The sequence below is a fragment of the Sporomusa aerivorans genome (genome assembly GCF_041428895.1).
Lineage (GTDB): Bacteria > Bacillota > Negativicutes > Sporomusales > Sporomusaceae > Sporomusa > Sporomusa aerivorans.
Genome location: NZ_CP156926.1, coordinates 5,730,632 through 5,753,687 on the forward strand (window position 1 = coordinate 5,730,632; position 23,056 = coordinate 5,753,687).

The 23,056-nt window shown below is 45.2% G+C and carries 19 protein-coding genes; 2 read left to right on the plus strand and 17 right to left on the minus strand.

The window, feature by feature from the left end; genetic code table 11:
• Positions 1-34: 34 nt before the first annotated feature.
• The 11 genes from SATMO3_RS27290 to SATMO3_RS27340 form a co-directional block, all read right to left on the minus strand.
• Positions 35-1,195, minus strand: coding sequence for a UxaA family hydrolase (locus SATMO3_RS27290; RefSeq protein ID WP_371373762.1), 1,161 nt, complete (start codon positions 1,193-1,195; stop codon positions 35-37).
• Between the two features lie 2 nt (positions 1,196-1,197).
• Positions 1,198-1,497, minus strand: coding sequence for a UxaA family hydrolase (locus SATMO3_RS27295; RefSeq protein WP_371373765.1), 300 nt, complete (start codon positions 1,495-1,497; stop codon positions 1,198-1,200).
• Between the two features lie 434 nt (positions 1,498-1,931).
• Positions 1,932-3,200 (minus strand): nickel-dependent lactate racemase, encoded by a 1,269-nt coding sequence (gene larA, locus SATMO3_RS27300; protein WP_371373768.1) that lies wholly within the window; start codon positions 3,198-3,200, stop codon positions 1,932-1,934.
• Between the two features lie 176 nt (positions 3,201-3,376).
• A complete protein-coding gene (locus SATMO3_RS27305) occupies positions 3,377-4,210 on the minus strand; it encodes a methyl-accepting chemotaxis protein (RefSeq protein ID WP_371373770.1) in 834 nt (277 codons plus the stop codon).
• Positions 4,211-4,538: 328 nt separating this feature from the next.
• Positions 4,539-5,780, minus strand: a complete 1,242-nt coding sequence (locus SATMO3_RS27310; RefSeq protein WP_371373773.1) for a hypothetical protein — start codon at positions 5,778-5,780, stop codon at positions 4,539-4,541.
• A gap of 124 nt (positions 5,781-5,904) precedes the next feature.
• Positions 5,905-6,963, minus strand: coding sequence for a hypothetical protein (locus tag SATMO3_RS27315; protein ID WP_371373776.1), 1,059 nt, complete (start codon positions 6,961-6,963; stop codon positions 5,905-5,907).
• A gap of 66 nt (positions 6,964-7,029) precedes the next feature.
• Positions 7,030-7,671: a hypothetical protein gene (locus tag SATMO3_RS27320; protein WP_371373778.1), complete on the minus strand. Its 642-nt coding sequence runs from the start codon at positions 7,669-7,671 to the stop codon at positions 7,030-7,032.
• 99 nt (positions 7,672-7,770) lie between these two features.
• Positions 7,771-8,883: an ABC transporter ATP-binding protein gene (locus tag SATMO3_RS27325; protein WP_371373780.1), complete on the minus strand. Its 1,113-nt coding sequence runs from the start codon at positions 8,881-8,883 to the stop codon at positions 7,771-7,773.
• A 74-nt stretch (positions 8,884-8,957) separates the two neighbouring features.
• A complete protein-coding gene (locus SATMO3_RS27330; protein ID WP_371373783.1) occupies positions 8,958-9,773 on the minus strand; it encodes a carbohydrate ABC transporter permease in 816 nt (271 codons plus the stop codon).
• A 12-nt stretch (positions 9,774-9,785) separates the two neighbouring features.
• Positions 9,786-10,730 (minus strand): carbohydrate ABC transporter permease, encoded by a 945-nt coding sequence (locus SATMO3_RS27335; RefSeq protein ID WP_371373786.1) that lies wholly within the window; start codon positions 10,728-10,730, stop codon positions 9,786-9,788.
• A 27-nt stretch (positions 10,731-10,757) separates the two neighbouring features.
• On the minus strand, positions 10,758-12,068 hold the full coding sequence (locus SATMO3_RS27340; protein WP_371373789.1) for an ABC transporter substrate-binding protein: 1,311 nt from the start codon (positions 12,066-12,068) through the stop codon (positions 10,758-10,760).
• A 326-nt stretch (positions 12,069-12,394) separates the two neighbouring features.
• On the opposite strand from SATMO3_RS27340, the gene SATMO3_RS27345 reads away from it, so the two are divergent.
• Positions 12,395-12,967 (plus strand): glycerol-3-phosphate responsive antiterminator, encoded by a 573-nt coding sequence (locus SATMO3_RS27345; RefSeq protein ID WP_371373791.1) that lies wholly within the window; start codon positions 12,395-12,397, stop codon positions 12,965-12,967.
• Between the two features lie 101 nt (positions 12,968-13,068).
• On the opposite strand, the gene SATMO3_RS27350 is transcribed toward SATMO3_RS27345, so the two are convergent.
• The 5 genes from SATMO3_RS27350 to SATMO3_RS27370 form a co-directional block, all read right to left on the minus strand.
• Positions 13,069-13,845 carry a hypothetical protein gene (locus SATMO3_RS27350; RefSeq protein ID WP_371373794.1) on the minus strand — a complete coding sequence of 259 codons (777 nt, stop codon included), beginning with the start codon at positions 13,843-13,845 and terminating at the stop codon, positions 13,069-13,071.
• 372 nt (positions 13,846-14,217) lie between these two features.
• Complete coding sequence (locus tag SATMO3_RS27355; protein ID WP_371373797.1) at positions 14,218-15,519, minus strand: CapA family protein; 1,302 nt, start codon at positions 15,517-15,519, stop codon at positions 14,218-14,220.
• Positions 15,520-15,557: 38 nt separating this feature from the next.
• Positions 15,558-16,688: a M20/M25/M40 family metallo-hydrolase gene (locus tag SATMO3_RS27360; protein ID WP_371373800.1), complete on the minus strand. Its 1,131-nt coding sequence runs from the start codon at positions 16,686-16,688 to the stop codon at positions 15,558-15,560.
• Positions 16,689-16,727: 39 nt separating this feature from the next.
• Positions 16,728-18,002 carry a C4-dicarboxylate transporter DcuC gene (gene dcuC, locus SATMO3_RS27365; RefSeq protein ID WP_371373803.1) on the minus strand — a complete coding sequence of 425 codons (1,275 nt, stop codon included), beginning with the start codon at positions 18,000-18,002 and terminating at the stop codon, positions 16,728-16,730.
• A gap of 202 nt (positions 18,003-18,204) precedes the next feature.
• A complete protein-coding gene (locus SATMO3_RS27370; RefSeq protein ID WP_371373805.1) occupies positions 18,205-19,512 on the minus strand; it encodes a hypothetical protein in 1,308 nt (435 codons plus the stop codon).
• A gap of 947 nt (positions 19,513-20,459) precedes the next feature.
• Between SATMO3_RS27370 and SATMO3_RS27375 the strand changes: the two genes are divergently transcribed.
• Positions 20,460-21,071 carry a YidC/Oxa1 family membrane protein insertase gene (locus SATMO3_RS27375; RefSeq protein ID WP_371381810.1) on the plus strand — a complete coding sequence of 204 codons (612 nt, stop codon included), beginning with the start codon at positions 20,460-20,462 and terminating at the stop codon, positions 21,069-21,071.
• A 133-nt stretch (positions 21,072-21,204) separates the two neighbouring features.
• On the opposite strand, the gene SATMO3_RS27380 is transcribed toward SATMO3_RS27375, so the two are convergent.
• Positions 21,205-22,866, minus strand: coding sequence for a WG repeat-containing protein (locus SATMO3_RS27380; RefSeq protein ID WP_371373808.1), 1,662 nt, complete (start codon positions 22,864-22,866; stop codon positions 21,205-21,207).
• Positions 22,867-23,056: the final 190 nt, after the last annotated feature.

The window sequence follows — 23,056 nt, forward strand, 5'->3', positions numbered from 1 at the left end:
TCGATAAATTATTGGAGTACAGGCTGATCCCAGCCTAAATTACCGGTCCCCGCATATAGATGTCCATAGAATTGGTATAGCCTGAAATCTCCGCCTTGGTCATCGCGCCTGAGGCAACGTGTATTAGTTCTTCAAATACACGTTGTCCAGCATCGGGAATATTATCCCCGCCATCAATCACCTCACTTAGGTTTATATCAATGTGATCACTCATTTTCTCGGCGGCGGTCCGGCTGCCGGTAATTTTTAATACAGGCACAAACGGAAAACCCTGTGGCGCTCCTCTACCGGTGGCAAAGGCGATGACATTGCACCCAGCGGCGGCCAGGCCAGTTAGAATTTCCGGCTCGCGGCCGGGGGAGTCCATGACTACCAATCCTTTTACTGCCGGTCGTTCGCCGTACTCATAAACAGCCTGAATCGGTGCTGTTCCTGCCTTGGCAATAGATCCGAGCGACTTTTCCTCAATGGTGGTAAGCCCGCCCTTAATATTGCCGCCGGTAGGCTGACCGCCACGAATATCTTCGCCAACTGCCATGGCCCGCTTCTCCATGCGTGTCACCAGGTTAAGAATCTGTTGTCCCACCTCCTTAGTAGCGGCATGGTCCGCCAGAATATGCTCGGCGCCAATAAATTCCGTCACCTCGCCAAGAACAGATGTGCCGCCGGCCTGAACCAATAGATCGGAGGCCACACCGATAGCCGGGTTTGGCACCAGCCCTGAAGTTGTGTCAGAGCTTCCGCATTTCATTCCCAACACCAGTTTACTGATCGGAAAGGGTATTCTCATCTGCCGGGAGGCCGCCGCCACCATTTGCTGTGCCAGTAGGATGCCTGCAGCGGTCGTTCGGGCTGCACCACCAATGTCCTGAACAACAAGATGCTCCACCCTTTTGCCGCAGGCCGCGATTTTCTTGATAACATCTATGAGGCTAGTGCTTTCACAGCCAAGGCTGATTATAATCACTGAATGCAGATTAGGATTGCAGCCTAAGCCAATCAGGGTTTTATTGACAATTCCAATGTCCAGCGGTGTCTGGCAACAGCCCTGATGATGCGTGAATCGCACCGTACCTTCTACCTGTTTGACGATAGCCTCGACTACTTCATTAACGCACACTACTGCCGACAGGATACCCACATAATTGCGTGTGCCTGCCGATCCGTCATCTCGCTGATATCCCATAAAATTCATAATTAACTCTCCCTCCGTAAGTCACCGCGTCCGCGCAGGCTTTCAATATTTTGCACATGGGCGTGGCAGCCGGCCGAAATGACAGCTGTGGCCCGGCCGATGACCTCACCGTATTTGATAATATTGTCCCCGGAGTTAATAGGCCGGCAGGCGAACTTATGCCCATAAGGGATATTTTCCTGAATGATGACCGTAGATATATCACGCTCCAGGCGGACTACCGCTGTTTGACCTTTTTGCAAATCCTGTACGGCAGTTGCAACATTGTCTGTTGCCTTCAATAAAATTGCATCTATTGCCATTTTTTTATCAATCCTTTAGTGCGCACGTTGTGCGCTTCATATATATTTTACAGAAATCATCGCTCTTGCGATGCGATGTAAGACAACCGACTTACCTCATGCGAAATCCTCTGGGAGACCATAGCATGTCGGTAAAGTCAGGATTAGACCACGCCTGCTGTCAAGTAACCTGGCGAGTCAGGACTATATGGTAAAGCCTGTGGACTGAAGCCGGGTCTGTGGCTGGTTGCGCTGCCAGATATTCTGGTAGCAAATAAGCTGCTTTGAATGGAGCATTAATTTCGCCGAAGAACCGGGAGCCTATCGTTATCGCCAGTAACGATAATTCATTTGGAGTATGGAGAGTCGTATGCGTTGAAAGCCGCTTGTACGGTTCGGGAAGAGGCGGGTTACTTCGGTAATCCGCCTATTTCATACTTTGAATATAACAATCATTATTGCACAATAACAGCCACACCGTCGGGAATAACCGTAATCTGGTAGTGGGGGCCAACCTTTAATTGAGCTGCCGCCAGTGCCTCCTCCACCGTAAAAGCCGTTTCAAACCCCATATCCCGGATAATCTGATGATCGCATTGATCGGTTACAAAAATAACCGTGTATTCTAGCAAAATACGGGCCATAATCTGTGTTGCCCACTGATCAGGAATAGTAGCATTTTTGTCGGTCTGCATAATTATATCCATTGCCTGGCGGGCACCGCCGCGCAGCCATTCATACAGATCCTGGCTGCCGTGACCGTCATTACAGGCAGCACAAGCGATGATTACGCCGCCGGCTCTGCAGGTAGCCGCCGCCGCGGACAGTGCTTTTACATGCTGATAAACGTTTTGGTCAAGCGGGTAACCGCCATTGGAAGTAATGACAATATCGGCCATTTTACCCTCGACTCTTGCCAGTTCTTCGACGAACTTGCACCCGGCCAGATGAGCCTGCTCCGAATCACCAGCAAATGCACGAATAATCTTTTTATCAGCATCAAGTGCGACATTCAGGATAAATGCCAGCTTCGCCTGCTTTGCCGCATACATCATATCCTCATGCATCGGATTTCCCGTCAGCATTCCTGCTTTGGCCTTTTTATGGGCAATGAATTCGGCACAATGATTAGCCAGAACGGTTACATCACTGACGATGCCGGGCAAAATACTTTTACGTCCACCGGAAAATCCGGCAAATAAATGGGGTTCAATAAAGCCTTCAGCAATCAGTAAATCGGCTTCCATCGCCAGTTTGTTAATAACCAATTCGCCACCGGACGGAAGTCTGCCGGCCTTAGTCATGGTTTCTTTAGCCCAACAATTGTGTACAACAATCTTCTCATCCCTGACCATCTGCCCGCCGAATTTATCTAGTAGTTCCTCTTTGGTCGTCTCACGATGAAAACCGGTAGCCACCAAAAAAGTGACTTCAGCCGCCGGGCTACTCCTGCGAATTTCCTCAATCAATAACGGAGCTGTAATCTTAGTGGGCACAGGCCGGGTGTGGTCACTGGTAATAATAACTACTTTTCTACGCCCTTTGGCCAGTTCACACAATCGCGGTGAAGCAACCGGATTCTCCAGTGCCATGCGGACAAGGTCTTGTTCCCCGGCTTCGGCCTTATAATGATGTGACTTAGGTATCAAAACACCCTGTAAATGATCATCGGAAATTTGAGTTTCAATATAGGTTTTTCCATATGGTATAGTAATAAGTGCCATAGCTTGCTCCTTTCCCGTTTACTTTTTTATAAAATAATTTACTAGTATCAATATTCGATTAATTCAAGCCATTAGCCTTGGATAGCACGGCTAATAATCAGGAATAATAAAAGACGGTTGTTGTCCACAGTGCACATTATGGGAAGGAATCAACGACTTGACATTGGAAAGTCTGTTTAAAGCTGATCTGCCTTTTCATCCAGCAAATGCGCCAGGGAACGCAATTCCTGGGTTGCCCCTGCCAGATAGGAAATCGCCTGCGCAACTTGACCAATGCCTTCTTCGACCTGGCCAATCTGGCCATAAGTCATGGTACTGCCGGTCTGAATCTTGCTAATGATTAAAGTGATTTTTGCAACGGATTCCGTACTGTTTGCTGCCAGTTTCCTGATTTCTTCAGCAACTACGCCAAAACCCCGCCCTTGCTCGCCGACCCGGGCTGCCTCTATGGCCGCATTAAGTCCCAGCAAGTTTGTTTGCCCGGCAATTTCTTTGATAAAACTAATGACACTATGGGTTTCGGCAACCTGCTCCTGCGCTTCTTTCGCAACCTGCGCCAGCGTCTGAGCAACGCTTGTTATTTCCTGAGACTGGGCAGTTACCTCTTCCGCAGTACTGGCTAATGTACTGATGTTGTTTAATAAATGTCCGGCCACCTCCTTCAATGTCTCATACCGGTCTGTGGACTGAGTAATTGCGACTGCGCCGATCATTTCCTTTTGCTGGTTATAAATAGCGCCAACTCTTACCTGGTAAGGAACACCATGCAGTTTTTTATCCATCCGTGCAGTTAAATAAGGTAATCTTTCCTTTATCAGACGGTAAATGGCGGAGCCCGGCTTTAAGGGTGAATTGATCTTAGTATGAAAATCAAGGTCTTTGGCGGGGCTATACAGCAAAACATTGTGCATATCTGACATACAAACGCCGATTTCATGATCGAAAACTCCTTGTATTATTGGTAAAACGGTGATTACTTTTTCTAAAGTATTTTGATTTCCTTCAACCATCTTTTTCTCCTTTCCCTCTTTGCTAAGTTCCACTACTTCTCTGTATAGTTTCAATTATCCGAATTAATTACCTTTGTAAGCAGAGAACAATGAATATACCATCCACCCCGCTCGTTATTGTCCACAAAGTATACCTACAGCTGTCACTGCTAAAAGTCCTATAAGATAGCGACTAACAAGATTACCATAAAAATACAAAATTCCTGCAAGTTATTAAACCATTCCTGCAGGAACTTCGACTATTCTTGTATTTACTTATATTACAAGTCATTTTTCGCCATTACCGGTGATACGGTTCTTCGTATCAGGTCAAGCAGTCAATAAATTTTTAAACAGCCTCTCCCTTTTTATTTATATATATCTCGCGTGGACGGGGGTGACTGGCAAAGTCATAGGGACTCAATGTAAAGCTGTATGCCCCGGCGTTGTTAATACAAACTATGTCACCAATCCGTGGATTAGGCAGGTAAACATCCTTGGCGAGCAAATCCATTGAAGTGCATAGATTTCCTACTACAGAAACGAGTTCTAACGCTTTGCCTGCGTTTGCCGGGATAGAAGGCTCAAAGGCATTCATTGCAGTGAACAACGGTTCCAAAGGTTTGTCTATTTTTCCAGGTGCGATCTGGTTGAAAGCGTTCATCAGGGCTGGCCGCAGGAAGCCGTTAAGACCACCGTGTACAACAACAAACTTCTGTCCTCTCGATTCCTTCACATCAACTATTTTAGTTAGAAAAATTCCCGCCGCCCCTACTAAGAAACGCCCGCTTTCTACAATAAGCCTAACCTTATTTTTAGAGACAACCCTTTGACTATCAATTAGGGCCTGAATTTGAGGCTGGAGCGTCATCCAGTTAATAGTCTGATCATTTTTTGTATATGGAATCCCAAAACCACCGCCGAAATCAATAAACGATAGATCCCAATTCATTTGCGTAATGCAGAATTCAGCAAGCTCAAAAACCCTTTTAAAGTAATTATAAAGAACTTTGTCATCTAATAATTGGCTTCTCAAATAAACATGTATACCGGTTATCTCTATAGCTTTCAGGTTATCAATAAAGCTTTTGTTAAGCAGCAGACTCTCTTCATCCACGCCGAATTTACTTGGGATTCCCGCTAATACTTGGGGAGGAGAATCCATGTTTATATAAAAGGCCGGATTGATTCTGAGGCCAACCGCTGCTCTTTTACCTTGTTTTGCACATATTTCATTTATCATAGCAAGTTCATTATAGGAATCTGCAACTATGACACCTTTGTCCAGTGTATTAATAATATCTTCCGCCGTTTTTCCCGGTGAAGAGTATAAAATGTTCTTACTAGCAAAACCCGCTTCGTGTGCTTTGATCACTTCATTTGCCGATGCTGCATCAGCGCCAAATCCTTGCTGACTCATAAACCGGCATATATCCTTGTAAGGATTTGTTTTAATTGAGTAGTAAATATCAAAGCCGGGAAGTGCTTCTTTTAATATGGCTGCCTGCTTTGAAATGACATCTTCCTCATATAGATATAAGGGAAACCCATGCTGACTTATAATTTCATTAATTGTTTTAATATCTATCATACTCAACCCCCTTTGAATTCACGGGTACTCTTGCGCTCTCAGCAGCTGCAGGATTTTTGCTAAAGGTTTATTTGCATTACAGTTCGTCGCTACGGCCGCACTTCCTGCTAAGTTATTATAATATCTACCGTGCTTCTGTTGCAGAAGGCAGCGGCAGCAGGCGTACCGCGAGGGTAAGCACGGCGGTATTGCGCTGCTTATCGATGTGTTCCTGGGAGAATAAATATTGGAGCAGCGGTATCTTACTGAGGATCGGGATCCCGGAAGTATTTTTAGTGTCACTATCGGTAATAAAGGTCCCGATGATATAGCGTTGATTGTCGGCCGGAAGCATCCGCGTAGTTGTCATGGTCTTTGAGCTGTATTCCGGCGCCGATACGCTTTTGAAGGTCGAACTGCCGGAAATAATACTAACTCTGACATCTACATCAACGCGGACAATGCTTTCTTCCGGCTTACCGCCTTTGTATTCGATAATTGTCGGTACCACGGCAATACTGGTCTCAAGATTTTGAAATTGTGTCTGGACATTTCCCTGCGTATCTGTGCTGAATACCGGGACGCTTTTTATATTGGAGATTTGGGCTTTTATCCCATTAGGAGTATACACTTCGCTGGACACCAGCACCTTGCTGTTGTTTAAGCCTGCATTTAAAGTCAGGATATCCGATGAATTAGCCTCCAGATATTGAGTGTCGCTACGAACACGCGGCGTTCCGGTCGTTTTACTCCAGTCAGCCGTGCTCTTCCCCGAAATACTGGGCACAGGATTTAGGCCGATATAATTCGAGCGTGAATGGGTTAATTCCTGCAGGCTGGCTGCTATGACGATCAGATATTCCGGCGTTTGGTTCGGCAACAGCTGCTGCAGCATACTAAGCGCCTGCTGCAAATCGGGGGAACTGCCGGACAGAACCATATAGGGCGATACTGCCGGCGGCGCATATACCATGGCAGCAACATGGACAACATTACTGGCCTGTACTTGTTGAACAAACTCCTTGGCGGCATTAACGCTGTTGCTGTTTAACGGGATAATGGCCACCGTGCCGCCATCAAGCAATTCATAATTCAAACTTTCCGCAGCAGTTGCGGCCTGTCCGGCAGCGGTAAACGGCACTATGTTCGGAGCCAATACGGCTAACTGTACTAAGAGAAAAAAGATAATAACTTTACATTTCACAAAGTCAACACCCTCGCGTTTGTTTATCCTTAAGCTGCCGGCTAAGTTCTGTCCAATCCTTTGCGTTTAGTAAGGCAGAATAAATTGCGAGCCAGGGGTTGCGTATATCGGCCACTGCATATGCGAAAGCCCTGCCACTTGCTGGATAATATACTCTTTACGCAGCGGCAGATATAGTCGCAGGCTGTTATGGCGGGCGCCTAAACGGATGTTGGCTGTAATTCCCAGTTCTTTTTGACTGATATGCAGTTGAAAGCCTTGTAATTTCGCGATATCGACGATATTGATATAATCTGCGCTGTCAATTGTAAGAACGATGTTCTCCGGTTTATTGCCGAGAACAACCGGTTTGGAGATGAAATAGAAGGTTGTTTCGTTAGTGTTATGCAAACCTCTGGTATAAATTGCCCTGGCTTTTAGGTTTGTTATATCGCCTGTAAAATAATACTTCCCTGGCGGCAAAGTCAATAAAGCCGTACCATCCAGACCTGTGTAAACAGTAGCCTGGGCAGAAGGGCCATTAACCTGCCACGCTGACAGGCTGATGCGGGACACAGGACTGTTGTTGGCATCAACCAGGCGCAGGCGGACGGTATTGCCCGCTGCTGCCTGGACAGCAACGGTTGCTGTGAAACAAATTGTCAATACAGTTAAGATGATAGCTAATATCTTTAAATAGGAACAGTGGCAATGGTGAGCAAATGGCATAAAGTATGCTCCTTCTTGCATGGCAAGGCTTTTACTTGTTTTGTACGCCAGGTCTGTGCTTTGCCGCTTCGTAAAAACCAGGATTCAGCCAGGTAAATCCTAGTCAACGATTGTTCTCTCGGTCTCCTTGTCAAACAGATGAATCCGGTTAGTATCCAAAGACACCTTAATAACATCGCCTGCTTTTACCGCCGACCTTGTACTAACCCTTGCTATTAGGTTAAAACCTTCAACAGCCAGATATAAATAGCTTTCCGCTCCCAGTATTTCCCTGACTTCTACTTTGGCGCTAATTATATTATCAGCCAACGCTTCTTTGTGTATTTCTTCACTGTGAACATCCTCCGGCCTAATCCCCATAACTACCTCTTTGCCAATATAGTCGGTACCGGCAAGTTGGGGTACCTTGTCTTTCGAAAACTTAACCCTGTTTGTACCGAATACAAGGTACAGCTCATCGGCCTGTTTTTCCAGTTTTGCACTGATGAAATTCATTTGCGGGCTGCCAATGAAACCGGCCACAAAGAGATTGCCCGGCCGTTCATACAGTGCCAGGGGTGTGTCAACCTGCTGAATGAAGCCGTCCTTCATCACCACAATTCTTGAACCCATGGTCATAGCTTCGGTCTGATCATGGGTCACATAGATGAAGGTAGTATGCAATTTTTGATGCAGTTTGCTGATTTCACTTCTCATCTGGACTCTGAGCTTGGCGTCCAGGTTTGATAACGGCTCATCGAACAGAAATACCTTAGGTTCACGCACTATCGCCCGCCCCAGAGCAACCCTCTGCTTCTGGCCGCCGGACAAGGCCTTGGGTTTTCTGTCCAGTAAATGTTCTATCGCAAGAATGCCTGCAACTTCCTGTACCTTGCGCTTAATTTCCTCCCTGGGAACTTTACGGTACTTTAACCCGAAAGCCATATTTTCGAACACTGTCATATGCGGATATAAGGCATAGTTCTGAAAAACCATGGCTATGTCCCGGTCCTTAGGCGGCACATTGTTGATCTGCCGGCCGCCAATATAGATTTCACCGGCCGATATTTCTTCCAAACCGGCAATCATTCGCAAAGTAGTCGACTTGCCACAGCCGGAGGAACCAACCAGGACAACAAATTCCCCGTCTTCAATTTTGAGACTGAAGTCATTGACTGCTGTTATGCCACCTGCATATCGCTTGTAAACATTTTTTAGTATGACGTTCGCCATGTTTGCCTCCATCCTAATAGCATCCGCAAATAACGGGATAAGCCAGATTGGTAATTCAATTTCAGAGGATTAATTTATTTAATGCCCGAGCGGGCAAAGCTTTCGGTGATATTTCTTTCAAACAATAAAAATATCAAAAGCAACGGGGCAATGACAGCAACTGTTGCCGCACAGACTTCTCCCCATTGCGCGCCGGTTTCATACGATTGGGCAAAAATTGCCAGTCCCAGGCTTAATGTCCGGTTATCAACCGAGTTTGTTACCACCAGCGGCCATAAAAAGTTATTCCACTGATAACTGATTGACACAATGGCGAAAGCGATATAAGCAGGCTTGCTGAGCGGCACATAAATTTTCCAGATAATATCCCAGGTTCGCATTCCCTCAATCTTCGCGGCTTCTTCCAGTTCAATCGGGACTTGTTTAAAGGTTTGCCGCATTAGAAAAATGCCAAAAGCGGATATAAAATAAGGCAGCATTAAGCCTATATGCGTGTCAACCAGGTTAAGCCAGGAAAGAAAACTGTAATTAGGCAGGAGCAGCACATCAGGAGTTATTAGAATCTGGATTAAGAACAAAACAAAGATTGTGTTTTTCCCGGAAAACTCCATCCGGGCAAAAGCATAAGCGGCAAGCGTTATAAAAACAAACTGCACACACAAAACACCGGTTATGACGATAAACGTATTCAAATAATACGTGGCAAACGGCGCCGCTGCGAATACATTGCGAAAATTGTCCAGCGTAACCGGCGCCAGCTTGAATAAATCCATGGCATATTGTTTGGAGATAAACGCCGTCCGCAAAACCCAAAGCAGAGGAATAACATTAACCGCTAGCAAAACGATCATGACCGCCTTATATAAAAGACCTTGGATATTAGCTTTCACTAGCTATTCCTCCTAACTGTAATGCGTTCTTTTGTCAATAGTAAAGAATTTAATGCAGGTGATTGCCAGCAGCACTACCACCAGCACAGTTGTTATGGCCGAGGCCAAACCAATGTCCCAAAACTCAAAGCCGACCTGATAAAGGTAATACAGGATCATGGTGCTCGCATTGTCAGGCCCGCCCTTGGTCATAATGTACAAATGGTCCACTGTCTTAAAGGCATTGGTCAGGGCAATGATGGCGACAAAAAGAGTGGTTGGCATGAGCAGCGGCCAGGTTATGTTGCGGAAGATTTGCCAGTCGCCCGCACCATCCATACGGGCGGCCTCATACATATCCTGTGGTATGTTCTGCAATCCTGAAAGGAAAAAGATCATGAAGTAGCCTGATTCTTTCCAGATAAGAACGGCGATAACAGCAGGCAGCACCGTTGCCGGATCTCCCAGCCAATTCGTACTCTGTAAACCCAATACATGCTCAACATAGCTTAACAGCCCATAATCGGGCGTATAAATAAACATCCAGATATTAGCAACGGCAATCAGCGGCAATAGAGTCGGATAAAAATAGCCGGCACGGACAACACTTTTACCTTTGATTTTCGAGTTTGCAAACAGCGCCATGGAAAGCCCTACAGCAATGCTCACAGGTACCGTGACAAACGCAATAATCAGATTGTTTTTCACTGCCTGCCGGAAAACCTGATCCTCTAGCAGGTGCTGATAATTCCCTGTGCCGATAAAATGCGGTATTTTACTGGAAAGACTGCTGGCATAGAGACTGTCAATAAACGTGGAGCAGATAGGATATAAGGTAAAAAGCACCAGGAAGATGAAAGACGGAAAAATAAGCAGCCAGGCATGAAGATCTACTTTCCGCTTAGAAATGAAAGAATGGGGAAGCACCCCTGGCAGGGAGTGCTTCTCACAGCTATTAGCAACAGTAATATTTTTCATACATATCCCTCAACACTGCCTAAACAATTATTTTTTGAACGGTTTGAGCACTTCTTCCGCTTCTTTTTGCGCGTCGTTCACCGCCTGGTCGATTGTTTTCCTGGCTGTAAGAATGGTTTGAACGCAATCCTCCATGATCTTGGTCACGCGGCCATTTTCATGGGTTGAAAGCTCAGCGGCGGCAAACTCCAGCTGGTCACGCGCCACAAGCGCATCGGGGAATTCCTTTACATACTTCTTCATGGTTTCCGTTTCATAGGCCTGCTTCCTTGTCGCCACATAACCGGTCTCAATACTCCACTGGGCAACACGCTCCGGTTCCGTCATCCATTTGATAAACTTCCAGGCAGCCTGCTGCTTTTCCGGTGAGGTATTTTTAAAGATATAGAAGTTTCCCCCGCCTGTCGGCGTGCCTCTATGATCCTTAGCAGGCAGCATAGCCGTACCAAGATTGAATTTTGCATTCTTCTTGACATTGGTAAGGTTACCTGTCGTATGGTACATCATGGCCGTTTTGCCTTCAAGAAAATCGGTTGGCACAGTGGCCCACTCAATCGTATTCGCCGGCATTACTTTGTGTTTTTGGGAAAGATCAAGCCAGTACTTAAGGCCTTGTACTGCTGCCGGAGAATTGAAATACACTTCATTGCCGGCCGAGTTCATTAAGTTGGTATTGCCGTTCTGCTGCAGCACAAAGGTCTGCAGCATCCAGTAGGCATAGCCGGTTGACGGAATTTCAAGCCCCCAGCGGCCCTCTTTGGTAAGCGCCTTCGCAGCGCCGACCATCTCGTCCCACGTGGCCGGCGGTTTCTCAGGATCAAGTCCGGCCTCCTTGAAAGCATCTTTATTGTAGTACAGAATGATGGTACTGCGTTGGAATGGAATACCCCAGGTTTTTCCGCCTGTTTGTGAATTGGTCATAAAACCGGGATAAAAATCTGCCAGATACGCTTTGTCGCTATCGGTCTTAATGAAACTGTCAATATCGACAATGGCGTCCATATCCAGCAGTGAAAATAAGTCGGTGGAAAACATGATCGCCATTTCCGGCGGCTTATTGCCGCGAAGTGCGGTCTGAATCTTAGTTCTGGTTTCCGCATAGCTTCCTGTATAAACAGGAGTTACTTTGATGTCCGGATTCTCTTTGCTAAAATCCGCCGCCATCTGGTCTATTACCTTGGTAAGGGGACCGCCAACAGAGATAGGATAATAGAAGGTAAGTTCGGTTGGCCCTCCCTGCGGGCCGGCAGCTTGCTTGTTCCCGCCGCACCCGCCAATGAGCACCGCAAGCATTACTACTACACTCGTGAGCATAACCAGTACTTTGTTCTTTTTCATCAGCAGAACTCTCCTCTTATCAATTTTTCTATTAAAAAAAGCAAATAGACAACATTATAACAAAAACAATCAAATCATTTTTAGCCAATGATTCCTGTTTCTGTCATAAGGTTTTCTCTTTGCTCCACCTTATAAGTGTATAACTTATTTGTATTCTATTTGCGCAATAACAGCTTATTTATAGTTTATCTTATCGCGCTCATTTCGTCTGTTAATTTAAGATTAATTTATGGTAAATTCTTGTAAACAATGTTTCGCTTTGCGGATTTCAGTCAAATACTTCAGGTATAATGAGGAAAAAGAAAGCTTAGCTGGAGGTATCCTTTTTGAATGCACATATTTTTAATAAAACCGTGCTTGCTGCCTGCGACAGCACTAACTTGAATCATGCCCTGCAATCCGACGCAGTCTCGATAATTTTTTTGAATGCCAATATCAATTTGCTGCTTTCCCGGGAATATAAAGAAAACTGCCGGCGCAAACCTATTTTCATACATTTTGATCTGTTGAAAGGTTTAAGCGATGATAAGGAATCTCTTCGCTTCTTAAAAAAATATGTCAATCCATTCGGCATAGTTACCACCAAGAACATAGTTGCCAGATCAGCCAAGAAGGAAGGCCTAACCATAATACAAAGAATATTTTTGATCGATACAACCTCCTTTAAAAAATCGCTGGAGGCCATTGCCGAAAACAGACCGGATGCCATCGAAATCATGCCGGCTATTGCGCCTTCCATCGTGAAAAGGTATAAGGAACATGTCAACATTCCTATCATTCTGGGCGGGCTTATCAGCCAGGAAAGCCAAATTGCAGAGGCCTTTAAAAACCAAGCGGATGCTGTTTCTCTTTCCAAAAGCGAGCTATGGAACTATAAGCAAACCCCTGAAGGCAGATAAAGTAAACTTAGCCCCCTCTTGCTTGTCAACTGTACGTTAACCATATCTCATTAGTACCAAGAGGGGGCACCTGTCGTTTAGTGGCCGGATATTGGCATCAATTATTTCGGGGCCCACACATGCTGAGCATATCCGTCATGATCACCTGTGGTTTTACTGGCATCAGTGCTTGCTATCTGATTGTACAGAAATAATGAATTTCCCGCAGCAAAGCCTGCTTTTTTAGTAAGGTTGGTGGCGAGAGCGTCCCGCGCCACATTAAAAGAATTAAAGCTGTGGGTTATCATGTTTTCTCTGCTAAAGGCAGCAATGAAAACATACATTTTGCCGGTATAATACGGGCCAAACACACGCCCGTGATTATTAGTAGTGAGCGCTGTCAGCGTATCGGAATAAGCGTTGCCTGTTGAGCCGTTCCCGGCTGGTATTTGGTCAAACGTAGTCCCTGAAATATAACCCTTGTAGCCGGTGCTGTGGCCCCATTGGGAGTTAAACCCCGCTTTTTTGAAGAAGCTTTCCATGCGGGATTTTGCATTGTCCGCAGAAGTGGCATACAGATCGCAATAAACGATATTAATTACTTCCTGCATGGTTTTGTTTTCATATTTCCGGCCCAGCCAGTCTGCCGGCGTAACTCCGTCGGATTTAAGCATCCATTTGTCAATAATGACTGATCCAAGTCCATTTTCCCAGGTAATGGTGACAAGATCCGAACTGGGGACAGCGGTCAAAGCCCGAAACGGAGTATTCACACCTTTAGTAACGTTAGCCTTAGGCGGGGCGGCAGAAGCCGCAAGCGGTACAAGCAGCATCACTCCGAGACAAACAAGTACTATCGATTTACAAACAGCCGAAAAATTGATCATTTTCCTAAACATTTGTCATCCGTCTCCTTTTTTTCCTGAGTTAGTTACTTCTGTCCGAAAATGCCCTAATAATTGCCAATGGCACCCCCTGTCTTAAGATTTAGGCAGCAAAGATAAAAAAACCTACACGACTGCACATTTAACACAATGTACAGCGTGAGGTTTTCTTTTTCTCCACCCCATTAGTATTCAGCTAGGTGATTCATACCCGGAATAGGCTTATTTTTTATATTACGGTAGATTTTACTTAAAAACAAGCAACACTATGTAAAGAATTAGTTAATTTTAGTATTTAATCCCATTATTTAGGAAGTACGTACTTTCTATGGTTTCTAACTTTTTTATTCTTGGGGCAAGCTTCTACTTTTTCCTAACTAAAATTCACTACAAAGAGCTTTGCAAGCGTATATAGCCACGCCCGTCTTTAATTTCTATTTTCGTTCCATATTCTGTCGAAAGTTGGGCTAAGTCTTTTAAAATACGCTCACCGTCTTCGGCAGTAGCTAATTCCGGCCTGCCCTTTCTTGCTCGCTTTTTCTCAAAACCGAGTGTAATCGGAATAATTTCCAAACAATCAACTACTCCGGCTTCCACTTTAAAGGCAACGATAACCGATTCAAAAACCTTGCGGTTCACTGCCAACCCTTTCGTCCCGTAACCGCTGCGTGCATCAAACCCGTCCGAAGGCGTATTATCCGCACCCAAACCGTAAATATCATAAAAATCGGCCGGCTGCCTTTCAACCGAATCATTCTGAATAATAAAGTCGCCTAAGCTATAGAATATCGGATGATTTTTATAAACTTCAAAGCCCCTCAAGATGTGCGGTCCGTGCCCAAGATAAGCATGAGCGCCGCTGTCAATACATAATCTGGCGAAATCACGTGTAAAGTCAGCGGATATATCCTTTGATGCCCCTTTAAATTCATGGACATGGTGACTTACAAGCACGACATCAGCCTGACGTTTCGCCTCGTTAATCGCTTTTACAATGCGCTCGGCATCTTTTTTATTATACGTAGTAACCGACCCTTTATCGCCGACTTCAAAACGAATATCACCAATGGCGAAACCTTCTTCCGGTTTCGCGAATCCTTCTCTTTCCAATTGCAAGCGCCGGGCGTTGACATCTGTTTTATTTACGATTGTTTTCAGGGTCTCGATATCTTTTTTTGGCAGATAATGTATCGCATTAAATCGCAACATGTTGATTCCCGGACGGCCTTTAACATCCGGGCGCTGCTCACCGGCAATATGCCAGTCTTTGCCTGTAGAGCATACACTAATCAGCGCAACCCGCCCCTCCCGCGTGTCCAGGTATTGGGGCTGGCTTGCTTCCGCCATGTTATTGCCGACACCGGCATAAATACATTCTGCATGATCCAAGTGCCTCATGGTGGTTAATAACCCCTCTTGTCCCCAGTCCAGCGCGTGGTTGGTAGCGCAAGCATACATGTTAAAGCCAAGCCATTTCAAATCCTGGATAACTGCCGGACGGGCCACAACCCAAGTTCCGCCGCTGACAGCAGCAGGAGATACTTCAAAGTCATGAATTTGCAATTCGAAATTTGTAAACCTGACATCCGCTTCTTCCAACAGAGCTTTGAGGTTCAAGCAACTTTCATCGTTTCGCGGCAACCGTTGCGTCAGTAAAGAATCTCCAGTTGCAACAACAGAAATTGACATTCTTTATCGCCTCCAACTATATTTCCGGTCTGAGCGTCTTAGCTGTTAACAGACCTATATACCTCTTTCACTAATTCCTGAATCAACTCTCCACATTTCACCATATCGGCAATGACAACCTGTTCAGCCGGCGTATGATTTTTAGAATACCCCAATGCTACGCCAATTGCCTGAATGCCATTGGCATTGAAATGATTGCCGTCCATACCGCCGCCGCCAGACGTAAAATTGGCTTCGATGCCGACATTCCTCATTGCCCTGGCGGCAATCTGAGCAATAGCCTCCGTCTCATTTATCGAAAAGGCACGGTAAAGTATTTGCATACTCACTTCTATCTCAGTCTGATATTCGTCTGCTACGGCTGCAAAGATTTGTTTCACATCTTGCAAATACTGTTCAATTTCGTAGTCATTAGTGCTGCGGGCTTCTCCCAGAATCTCGGCGTAATCGCAAACAACGTTCGTACTGTTTCCAGCATGAAAAGACCCAAAGTTTGCAGTTGTATTCAGACTGATGCGCCCTTCTTTCAGACGACTCAGCGCAACCGCTGCAACCCGAATAGCGTTCAAGCCCTTTTCCGGCTCATTGCCGGCATGCGCACTCCGCCCCTGTACGCCAACCTTAATCTTGCATTTTGTCGGCGCCTGCGTAATAATACGCCCAATTCTGCCTGGCGCGTCAAAGACATAGGCAATTCTTGCTTGCAATTGTTTGAAATCAAGATGCTTTGTACCCACAACTCCGATCTCTTCACACACTGAAAAGACTATTTCGATATCACCGTGCGGCGTATTATTTGCTTTGATTTTGCGTATTCCTTCCAGAATGGCGCACACACCGGCAATATTGTCAGCTGCCAAAATCGAGTTTCCATCGCTCGTAATAATACCTGTATCCGCATGAACGACCGGAGTAATATTGCCAGCGTTCATTACGCGGTCCATATGCGCCGAAAGCAGCACGGCCGGAATACCCGGCTCCCCTTTTAAGCGTGCGATAATATTTCCCGCATTACCGCCAACCTTTGTCGCCGTGTCATCTTCGCTAACCTCAAGGCCAAGTGCAGTTAATTTGTCTTTTAAAACATCGGCAATCCCTCTTTCATTCCGTGATTGCACATCAATTTTAACAAGTTCAAGAAACTCTTTTACAATTACTGAATCTTTCATTTCTGTACCGCCTTCCCTTGTCGAGCCCAGCTTACCTTCTTAAAGCATGAGTAATGCCATTGCAACACAAAGCGCAGCTATCATAGCCAGTGAATTATATTTTATAACATCAAGCGGATTAACCTTTGCAATACCTGCACAAATAATAACGCAACCGGCAACAGGCGACATGGATCGTCCGATTCCACCTGACAATACGGCTAATGACCCCATATGCATTACATCCATGCCAAATTGTGACGCATGCACACTAACGGCTTTGTTAAATGCGATCGACGCCGCCTCTCCTGAACCAGAAATAATAGCCATGCCAAGCGGTCCCAGGATAGCTGCCGCTTTGGCAATCGCCGGCGAAGTAGTCATATAATTAATCAAAAATTTAATTAAGCCGAGTGCCTGCAGGCCTGCAACGAATATATTGGCTGTAACAATTAAACCAAAAATCTCACCGAACGAATCCCCCATACCTTTAAAAAAGACTTTGGTGACATTCTGCGGATTCGAACGAGTAATCAAGAGTGTAATAATTCCGCCGATAATCATTGCATGCGACACTTCCATTTTAAGCGCCGGAAGCATTTGCGTATTGCCGATAAAGAGAATAATTAGCGGAAAAAGCGGCATTATGGCATATAAGTAGTTTAATTTGAAATTTTCAAGATTGCCTGGTTCATTTTCGTACAGTTTCTCGGTGCTTGCGTTTTGTTTTTGTTGTCTCTTTATCCACATCGAAGTTAACATCAGCACACTGGAGCTTGCGACAACAGAAGCAATGAGCGGTACTGCAACCGTGGACACAAAAGTCATAGACGTACTTTTAGCCAATTCCGCAACAATCGTTGGATGTACATGACCGGGATTTAGATTGCCGCCGTATAAACCTGCCAGAATGGAAGCCGCTGCAATTGGCGCAGGAACCCCCGCCGAAATCAGCAGTGGAATAAAAATAACGCCAACTGCCGCAGACGTTCCTGCAGCACTAGGAATAGAGATGTTCACAATCGTTGTTGCTAATGAAACGCCAACAATCAAAAACGGTCCCATCTTTTTTAATATCTTTATAAATACGGCAATTAAGTGCTTATCACACTCTGTGGATTTGATGACCGCAGCAAACCCCATACTAGCTATAATAACTTCAAATATGTTACTTTGCTTCATTGATTTTGAAAACTCAGCCAAAGCTCCCGCCGGATTGCCGGCAACGCACGCCAATAAAAGACCGGCCCCAAATAATACCATTCTTGTTTCATAACGTTTAACCAACATGTACAGCATCACGCAAATAATTAAAACACCTGCTGCTATTTGCATAATCACACTCCTTTTCTTTCATACACTAGCGTCGCAAAACTCAAATGTTTCCCCAACAAAAACGTATTCAGTACATCGATGCTCATCCACGGACTATTTAGGGTTCATTTACGGTCATGACTGTAATTATTATATCATTCACATATACACCTGTAAATATTTCAAGCTTATAATGCGCCGGCATAAAATTGGGACAGGCATTTTAAGCCTGTCCCAATTTCATGCAATATAGCTTTCTAGGCCGACCGCGCGGATTTGGATTCTCCTCCCCCACTTCTATGGCAATTCCGCAATTCTCCAGCCTGGCGATAATCCTTCGCGCGCTGCGCGGTAAAATATGCATATATTGTGCTAAATCCTGAGCACTAAGCCTGTCGGTCTTTTTTTGCTCCATTATTCCAATGATTTTACTTAAGGTAGCAACGCTGATTGATGTTTGACAACTGATATTCTGAAGCGCATCCGAAAAATGCGAATAGGTTAGCTGTTCCTTTTTTCCAAGCGGCCCCGTGACCGTTTTATCATCAAAAACAATCATCCAAGCGCCCTTGCCGTATCGTTTGGCATCCCGTAAAGCAGTTGTCGCATTAAACTCCGCTTCATAGGCCGACAAACCTATACCAATACCGCATGCAATCAATTTATGTTCACTCGCTTCAAATTCTTCTATGCTGGGAATTGTCCTAAAATCGTCAGTTATGGATTTTAAAGAACCGCGAGTTGTAAACACAAAAAATTTTCCTTGGCCGACTGCTTTTAAAGAACCGCGTACCTTCCTCGCGTAAGCAATAAGTTTTTGCGTCAGTTTAATTTCTTCATTATATATTTCATCAGTAGAGTACACCTTTTCGTCATCATTCAAAATGCAAAACTCAAATACTTGAACTGCAATTTGCGCATCTTGGACGATTTGTAAATTAAATTCACGAAACATATTATAGAACATGCTCCGAATGCTAAGCCGCACCGGCAAAACCCGGTAAACCGGCACGCCTGCCCCCATCAGCATATCTTTAACCTTGCCTATACAGGTAACGGCCGCCTTTATCTTACCGTTTTTCCACAAATCATAATGATACTGAAATATTTCATTTACCGGCGTCTGCACAAAAAAATCATTAACAAAAATGGTATCTCCATATTGGATATTCATCTCTGCCAAACCACGTTTTATATCACTATAGGGAACCGTATCAAAACTGATATCTTGAATAGCAAGATTTGCGTTGTAAAATATTTCACATAATGTCTTAAAAAGACTGGCGCCACGATACGGAATATGAAAAAGCTGCTTTCTGGACCCTCCCCACTCTTTTGCGTATAAATAAGCGTACGGTTCCAACAGCAGCCACATGTCGGTTTCATCCTCATACGCTTGTATAATAGAAACGGTATCTTCCATGGTATTAAAAGTAAAATAACGAATTGAGAATTCCGGATATTCATTGCTGATTTCTTCAACGATGTTTATGCAAGCTTCATCGCCAATTACGCCCAAACGGATTTTCAATTTACGTTTACTCCTTTCCTACTGTGCAATCCAATAAGATTTTCTTCCAGACAGGATATCAGTAAAGCCCCTTTATAGCATTACTCACTGCTCACTCTATCACTGGAAAATAAAAATAATCATAACTGCTGTTCAATAAAGTAAACTTAGCTTCAGGTGGGGTTTTAACCCCACCTGAAGGTTAGTTGCCCTTATCCCGGGACTTATCCGCTCTTACTCCCGCTTACAGAAGGGGGAGTCTTAGAGCAGGTTAGTCACAGGATAAATTATGTTATTTTCTATTGGGAGGTGGCTAAGTCCTGCTATATATTTGTATTCTCTAAGTATAACCGTCTAAGCCCAATCTAGCTGGCTTCCCGCCTCAATAGCGGTAAGTTTCTCAATATAATTACTGGCGTTCCACTCAGGACGGGTCCCGGACTGCCCTGAGCGCATGGCGGGCGCAGCTCACTGGTAAGCAGGCTGGAACTTTGGGCTGATATTCCTGATTGGGATTTATTATAAATGATTCACGCAAGAAATGCTAAATTGGTGTTTTGAAAAGTTAAAATGCAGGCAATATTAACTGTAGTACCTTGGTCAGACTGAGGTTCTATTGTTGTATTGGCAAGAGTACGTATAATTGAGCAGCCCAGTAATGTACATCATTGGAATTCAGCATTTGGGTTATAATGGAATATCCTGAGAATACTATGTCCAATCTGAACGATACGGCTCTGAACTTTTCAAAAAGATAACGGAAGGTATATCTCAGTCCATTATGAGAATGCACGCAGTATTTTTTATATATTTGAATTCTGAGGCGAAAGGAAAGGTGAATTATTTGTCGAACAATGACGTTGGAGAGATGATAGATAAACTTTATGTTGGAGTTTTAAACTACGACCGGTATTCGCAAATTCGTCGAAGGAGTGTGAGAATTGTTGTTTGATTATTTTAGTGACTTCATGCAAGCGGCATTGACCTTTTTTTATAACCTTACAAGCATTATGGGGTTCCCAAGCTACGGGACAGCCATTATTCTGCTGACAGTAATTATTAGGATGTTGCTTTACCCCCTGACGGTCAAGCAGGTAGAATCAATGAAAGCCATGCGTGAACTGGGTCCTAAACTTAAGGAGCTGCAAGAAAAGCATAAGGACAACAAAACGAAGCAACAGGAAGAAATAGCAAATTTATATAAAACCTCGGGTGTAAATCCCTTGGCGGGTTGTCTGCCGATGATGATTCAGATGCCTTTCTTAGCCAGTATGTTTTATGCGCTAAGAAATTTTAGTTATGTCAGCCATCCAGGTTTCCTATGGATAAAAACTTTAGCAGGGAGAGATCCTTTGTATATTCTTCCTGTTCTTGCAGCAATCACCACCTATATTTCTTCGCAGCAAACAATGACTGAGACCAATGCGCAAAATCAATTGATGTCATTTGCTATGCCCTGTGTTATTGGGTATATGGCAATACATTTTCCTGCCGGTTTAGGCTTGTATTGGGTGGTCAGTAATCTTTTTCAAATCGTTCAGCAGCGAATATTATATCGTAAATCGTCTCTGTCCGCCTAGCTGATCCCCCCCCTTTCGCCGCGCTTTAATCTTTGACGCCCTAAACCAAACGAGGTCAGTGGATTTTTGTCCACTGACCTCGTTTCATCTACCTGCGTTCGTCAATCAAACTTTACGATCTCAACCATCGAGTCTAGATCTTAGTAAATGTACGTGCTTCCTGGAACCGAGGCGCAATGATCATCTTGCCGCTCCAGTCCATATAGCCCCATTTCCCATCGACCTTGACGGTTACCATTTCTTCTGCGCCGCCCCAGAGGTCCGAATCTTCGTTGCAGATGTGAGGAATCACTGTCCTGCCTGATGTGTCAATCATCCCCCAGCGGCCGTTCAGCTTCACTTTGGCCAGTCCATTCGAGAAAGCGACTCGATCTACGAACTCGCTCTGATTTTTATCCGGCAGGCTCACAGCTTCATATTTCCAGGGAATTGCCATCTTGCCTTCCGTATCCACAAAACCCCATCGCTCCCCGAATTTCACGGCAGCGAGTCCTTCGCTGAACAGCGAAGCATCGTCAAGAGCCATTGTTGACAGGAGCTTGCCGCTCTTATTGATAATCCGCCACTTTTCGCCAGTTTGGACTACCGCGAAGCCATTCTTGAAGGGCGTCATCCAGTCATACTGTGCCGGAATTACAAACACCCCCCCCCTATCCACAGCCCCCCACTTGTCGCCGGGAGCATGTACGACAGCCAGTCCTTCAGAAAATAAGCCCACATAATCATTCTTAGTCGAGATCACCATATTTCCTGTCTTATCGATATAGCCACGCTTTTCCTTCTGCCTCGTCAGGCTTTGTCCAGAAGACCCGGTTCCGGCCGCAACGCCGATCGCTGTTCCCAAAAAGCCGCCAAAGGAGAAGCCGCTTTTGATGACCCGGATCTCTGCCAAGCCGTCCTTAAAGTCGCCGGCTTGATCGTAAGGCGCCTTGAACACGACATTGCCCTTCTGGTCAATGTAGCAGTACTTTCTGTCAAGCACGACCGGAGCCAAACCTTCTTTGAAATATCGGTTCACTGCGTCAAACTTGGCCGGAATTATGAGGTTTCCGGTTGTATCGACATATCCCCAGTTATTCTTGACCCGCACAGGGGCAAGTCCTTGGTCAAAATCCGCGACTTCATCAAAACGGCAGGGTATCTCAAGTTTCCCCGTCTTGTCGACAAATCCCCATTTGCCATCTTTTTTGACAGCCGCCAAACCTTCGGTAAAACCATACACTTCCGAGAACTGGGGCGGAATGACCATATTCCCGTTCAGGTCATAGAAGCTCCATTTTTTATCCTTGCGGACTGGCGCCAGTCCTCCCTTGAAATCTCCCACCTTTTCCTGCTCAATCGGGAGAATGATCTTGCCTGCCTTGTCTATGAAGCCCCACTTACCGTTATGCTCCACCGCCGCGATCCCTTCGGCAAACGGGCTCACGGTGTTATATTCCACCGGAATGACGACCTTTCCGCCCTTGTTGTAGTAGCCCCACTTGCCGTCCTTCTTTACTGCAACTACTCCATCCTGAAACCCCTTGGTCTCACTAAATACAGCAGGTATGACAAATTCCCCTGTTTTATCGATATAGCCCCATTTGCCCCCTACTTTCACTTCGGCCAGGATAGAGCCCGGCTCTTTCACCCCGACTGCTGCTTTTTGCCTTACCTCATCCGAGTCGTCAGCCGCTGTTTGCGCCAGGGCTTCCTGAGGTGCGGCCAACACTGTTTGTTGTATTGGTCCTGATAGAAACACCAATGCCATTACGCCTACTGCAAATATCAACTTTACCCAAAATTGAATTCTCATTCGACACCTGCTCCCTATATTACTGTATTTTGTATGCTATATATTTCCGCATAATTGCCGGTATTCCCTTTAAATTCCATACCCTCGGGATATTGCGCCAGGATGCATCCACAGCAAAGCAGGCGGCAAACTCTATAGTTTCGCCGCCTGCTTTAGATTTAATAGCTGTACGTTTTTCCAGGGCATCCCT

Excerpts from the sequence above, each read along its gene's own strand:
- SATMO3_RS27290 (WP_371373762.1), bottom strand. The coding sequence starts at position 1,195 with ATGAATTTTATGGGATATCAGCGAGATGACGGATCGGCAGGCACACGC.
- SATMO3_RS27295 (WP_371373765.1), bottom strand. The coding sequence starts at position 1,497 with ATGGCAATAGATGCAATTTTATTGAAGGCAACAGACAATGTTGCAACT.
- larA (WP_371373768.1), bottom strand. The coding sequence starts at position 3,200 with ATGGCACTTATTACTATACCATATGGAAAAACCTATATTGAAACTCAA.
- SATMO3_RS27305 (WP_371373770.1), bottom strand. The coding sequence starts at position 4,210 with ATGGTTGAAGGAAATCAAAATACTTTAGAAAAAGTAATCACCGTTTTA.
- SATMO3_RS27310 (WP_371373773.1), bottom strand. The coding sequence starts at position 5,780 with ATGATAGATATTAAAACAATTAATGAAATTATAAGTCAGCATGGGTTT.
- SATMO3_RS27320 (WP_371373778.1), bottom strand. The coding sequence starts at position 7,671 with ATGCCATTTGCTCACCATTGCCACTGTTCCTATTTAAAGATATTAGCT.
- SATMO3_RS27325 (WP_371373780.1), bottom strand. The coding sequence starts at position 8,883 with ATGGCGAACGTCATACTAAAAAATGTTTACAAGCGATATGCAGGTGGC.
- SATMO3_RS27335 (WP_371373786.1), bottom strand. The coding sequence starts at position 10,730 with ATGAAAAATATTACTGTTGCTAATAGCTGTGAGAAGCACTCCCTGCCA.
- SATMO3_RS27340 (WP_371373789.1), bottom strand. The coding sequence starts at position 12,068 with ATGAAAAAGAACAAAGTACTGGTTATGCTCACGAGTGTAGTAGTAATG.
- SATMO3_RS27350 (WP_371373794.1), bottom strand. The coding sequence starts at position 13,845 with ATGTTTAGGAAAATGATCAATTTTTCGGCTGTTTGTAAATCGATAGTA.
- SATMO3_RS27355 (WP_371373797.1), bottom strand. The coding sequence starts at position 15,519 with ATGTCAATTTCTGTTGTTGCAACTGGAGATTCTTTACTGACGCAACGG.
- SATMO3_RS27360 (WP_371373800.1), bottom strand. The coding sequence starts at position 16,688 with ATGAAAGATTCAGTAATTGTAAAAGAGTTTCTTGAACTTGTTAAAATT.
- dcuC (WP_371373803.1), bottom strand. The coding sequence starts at position 18,002 with ATGCAAATAGCAGCAGGTGTTTTAATTATTTGCGTGATGCTGTACATG.
- SATMO3_RS27375 (WP_371381810.1), top strand. The coding sequence starts at position 20,460 with ATGCAAGCGGCATTGACCTTTTTTTATAACCTTACAAGCATTATGGGG.
- SATMO3_RS27380 (WP_371373808.1), bottom strand. The coding sequence starts at position 22,866 with ATGAGAATTCAATTTTGGGTAAAGTTGATATTTGCAGTAGGCGTAATG.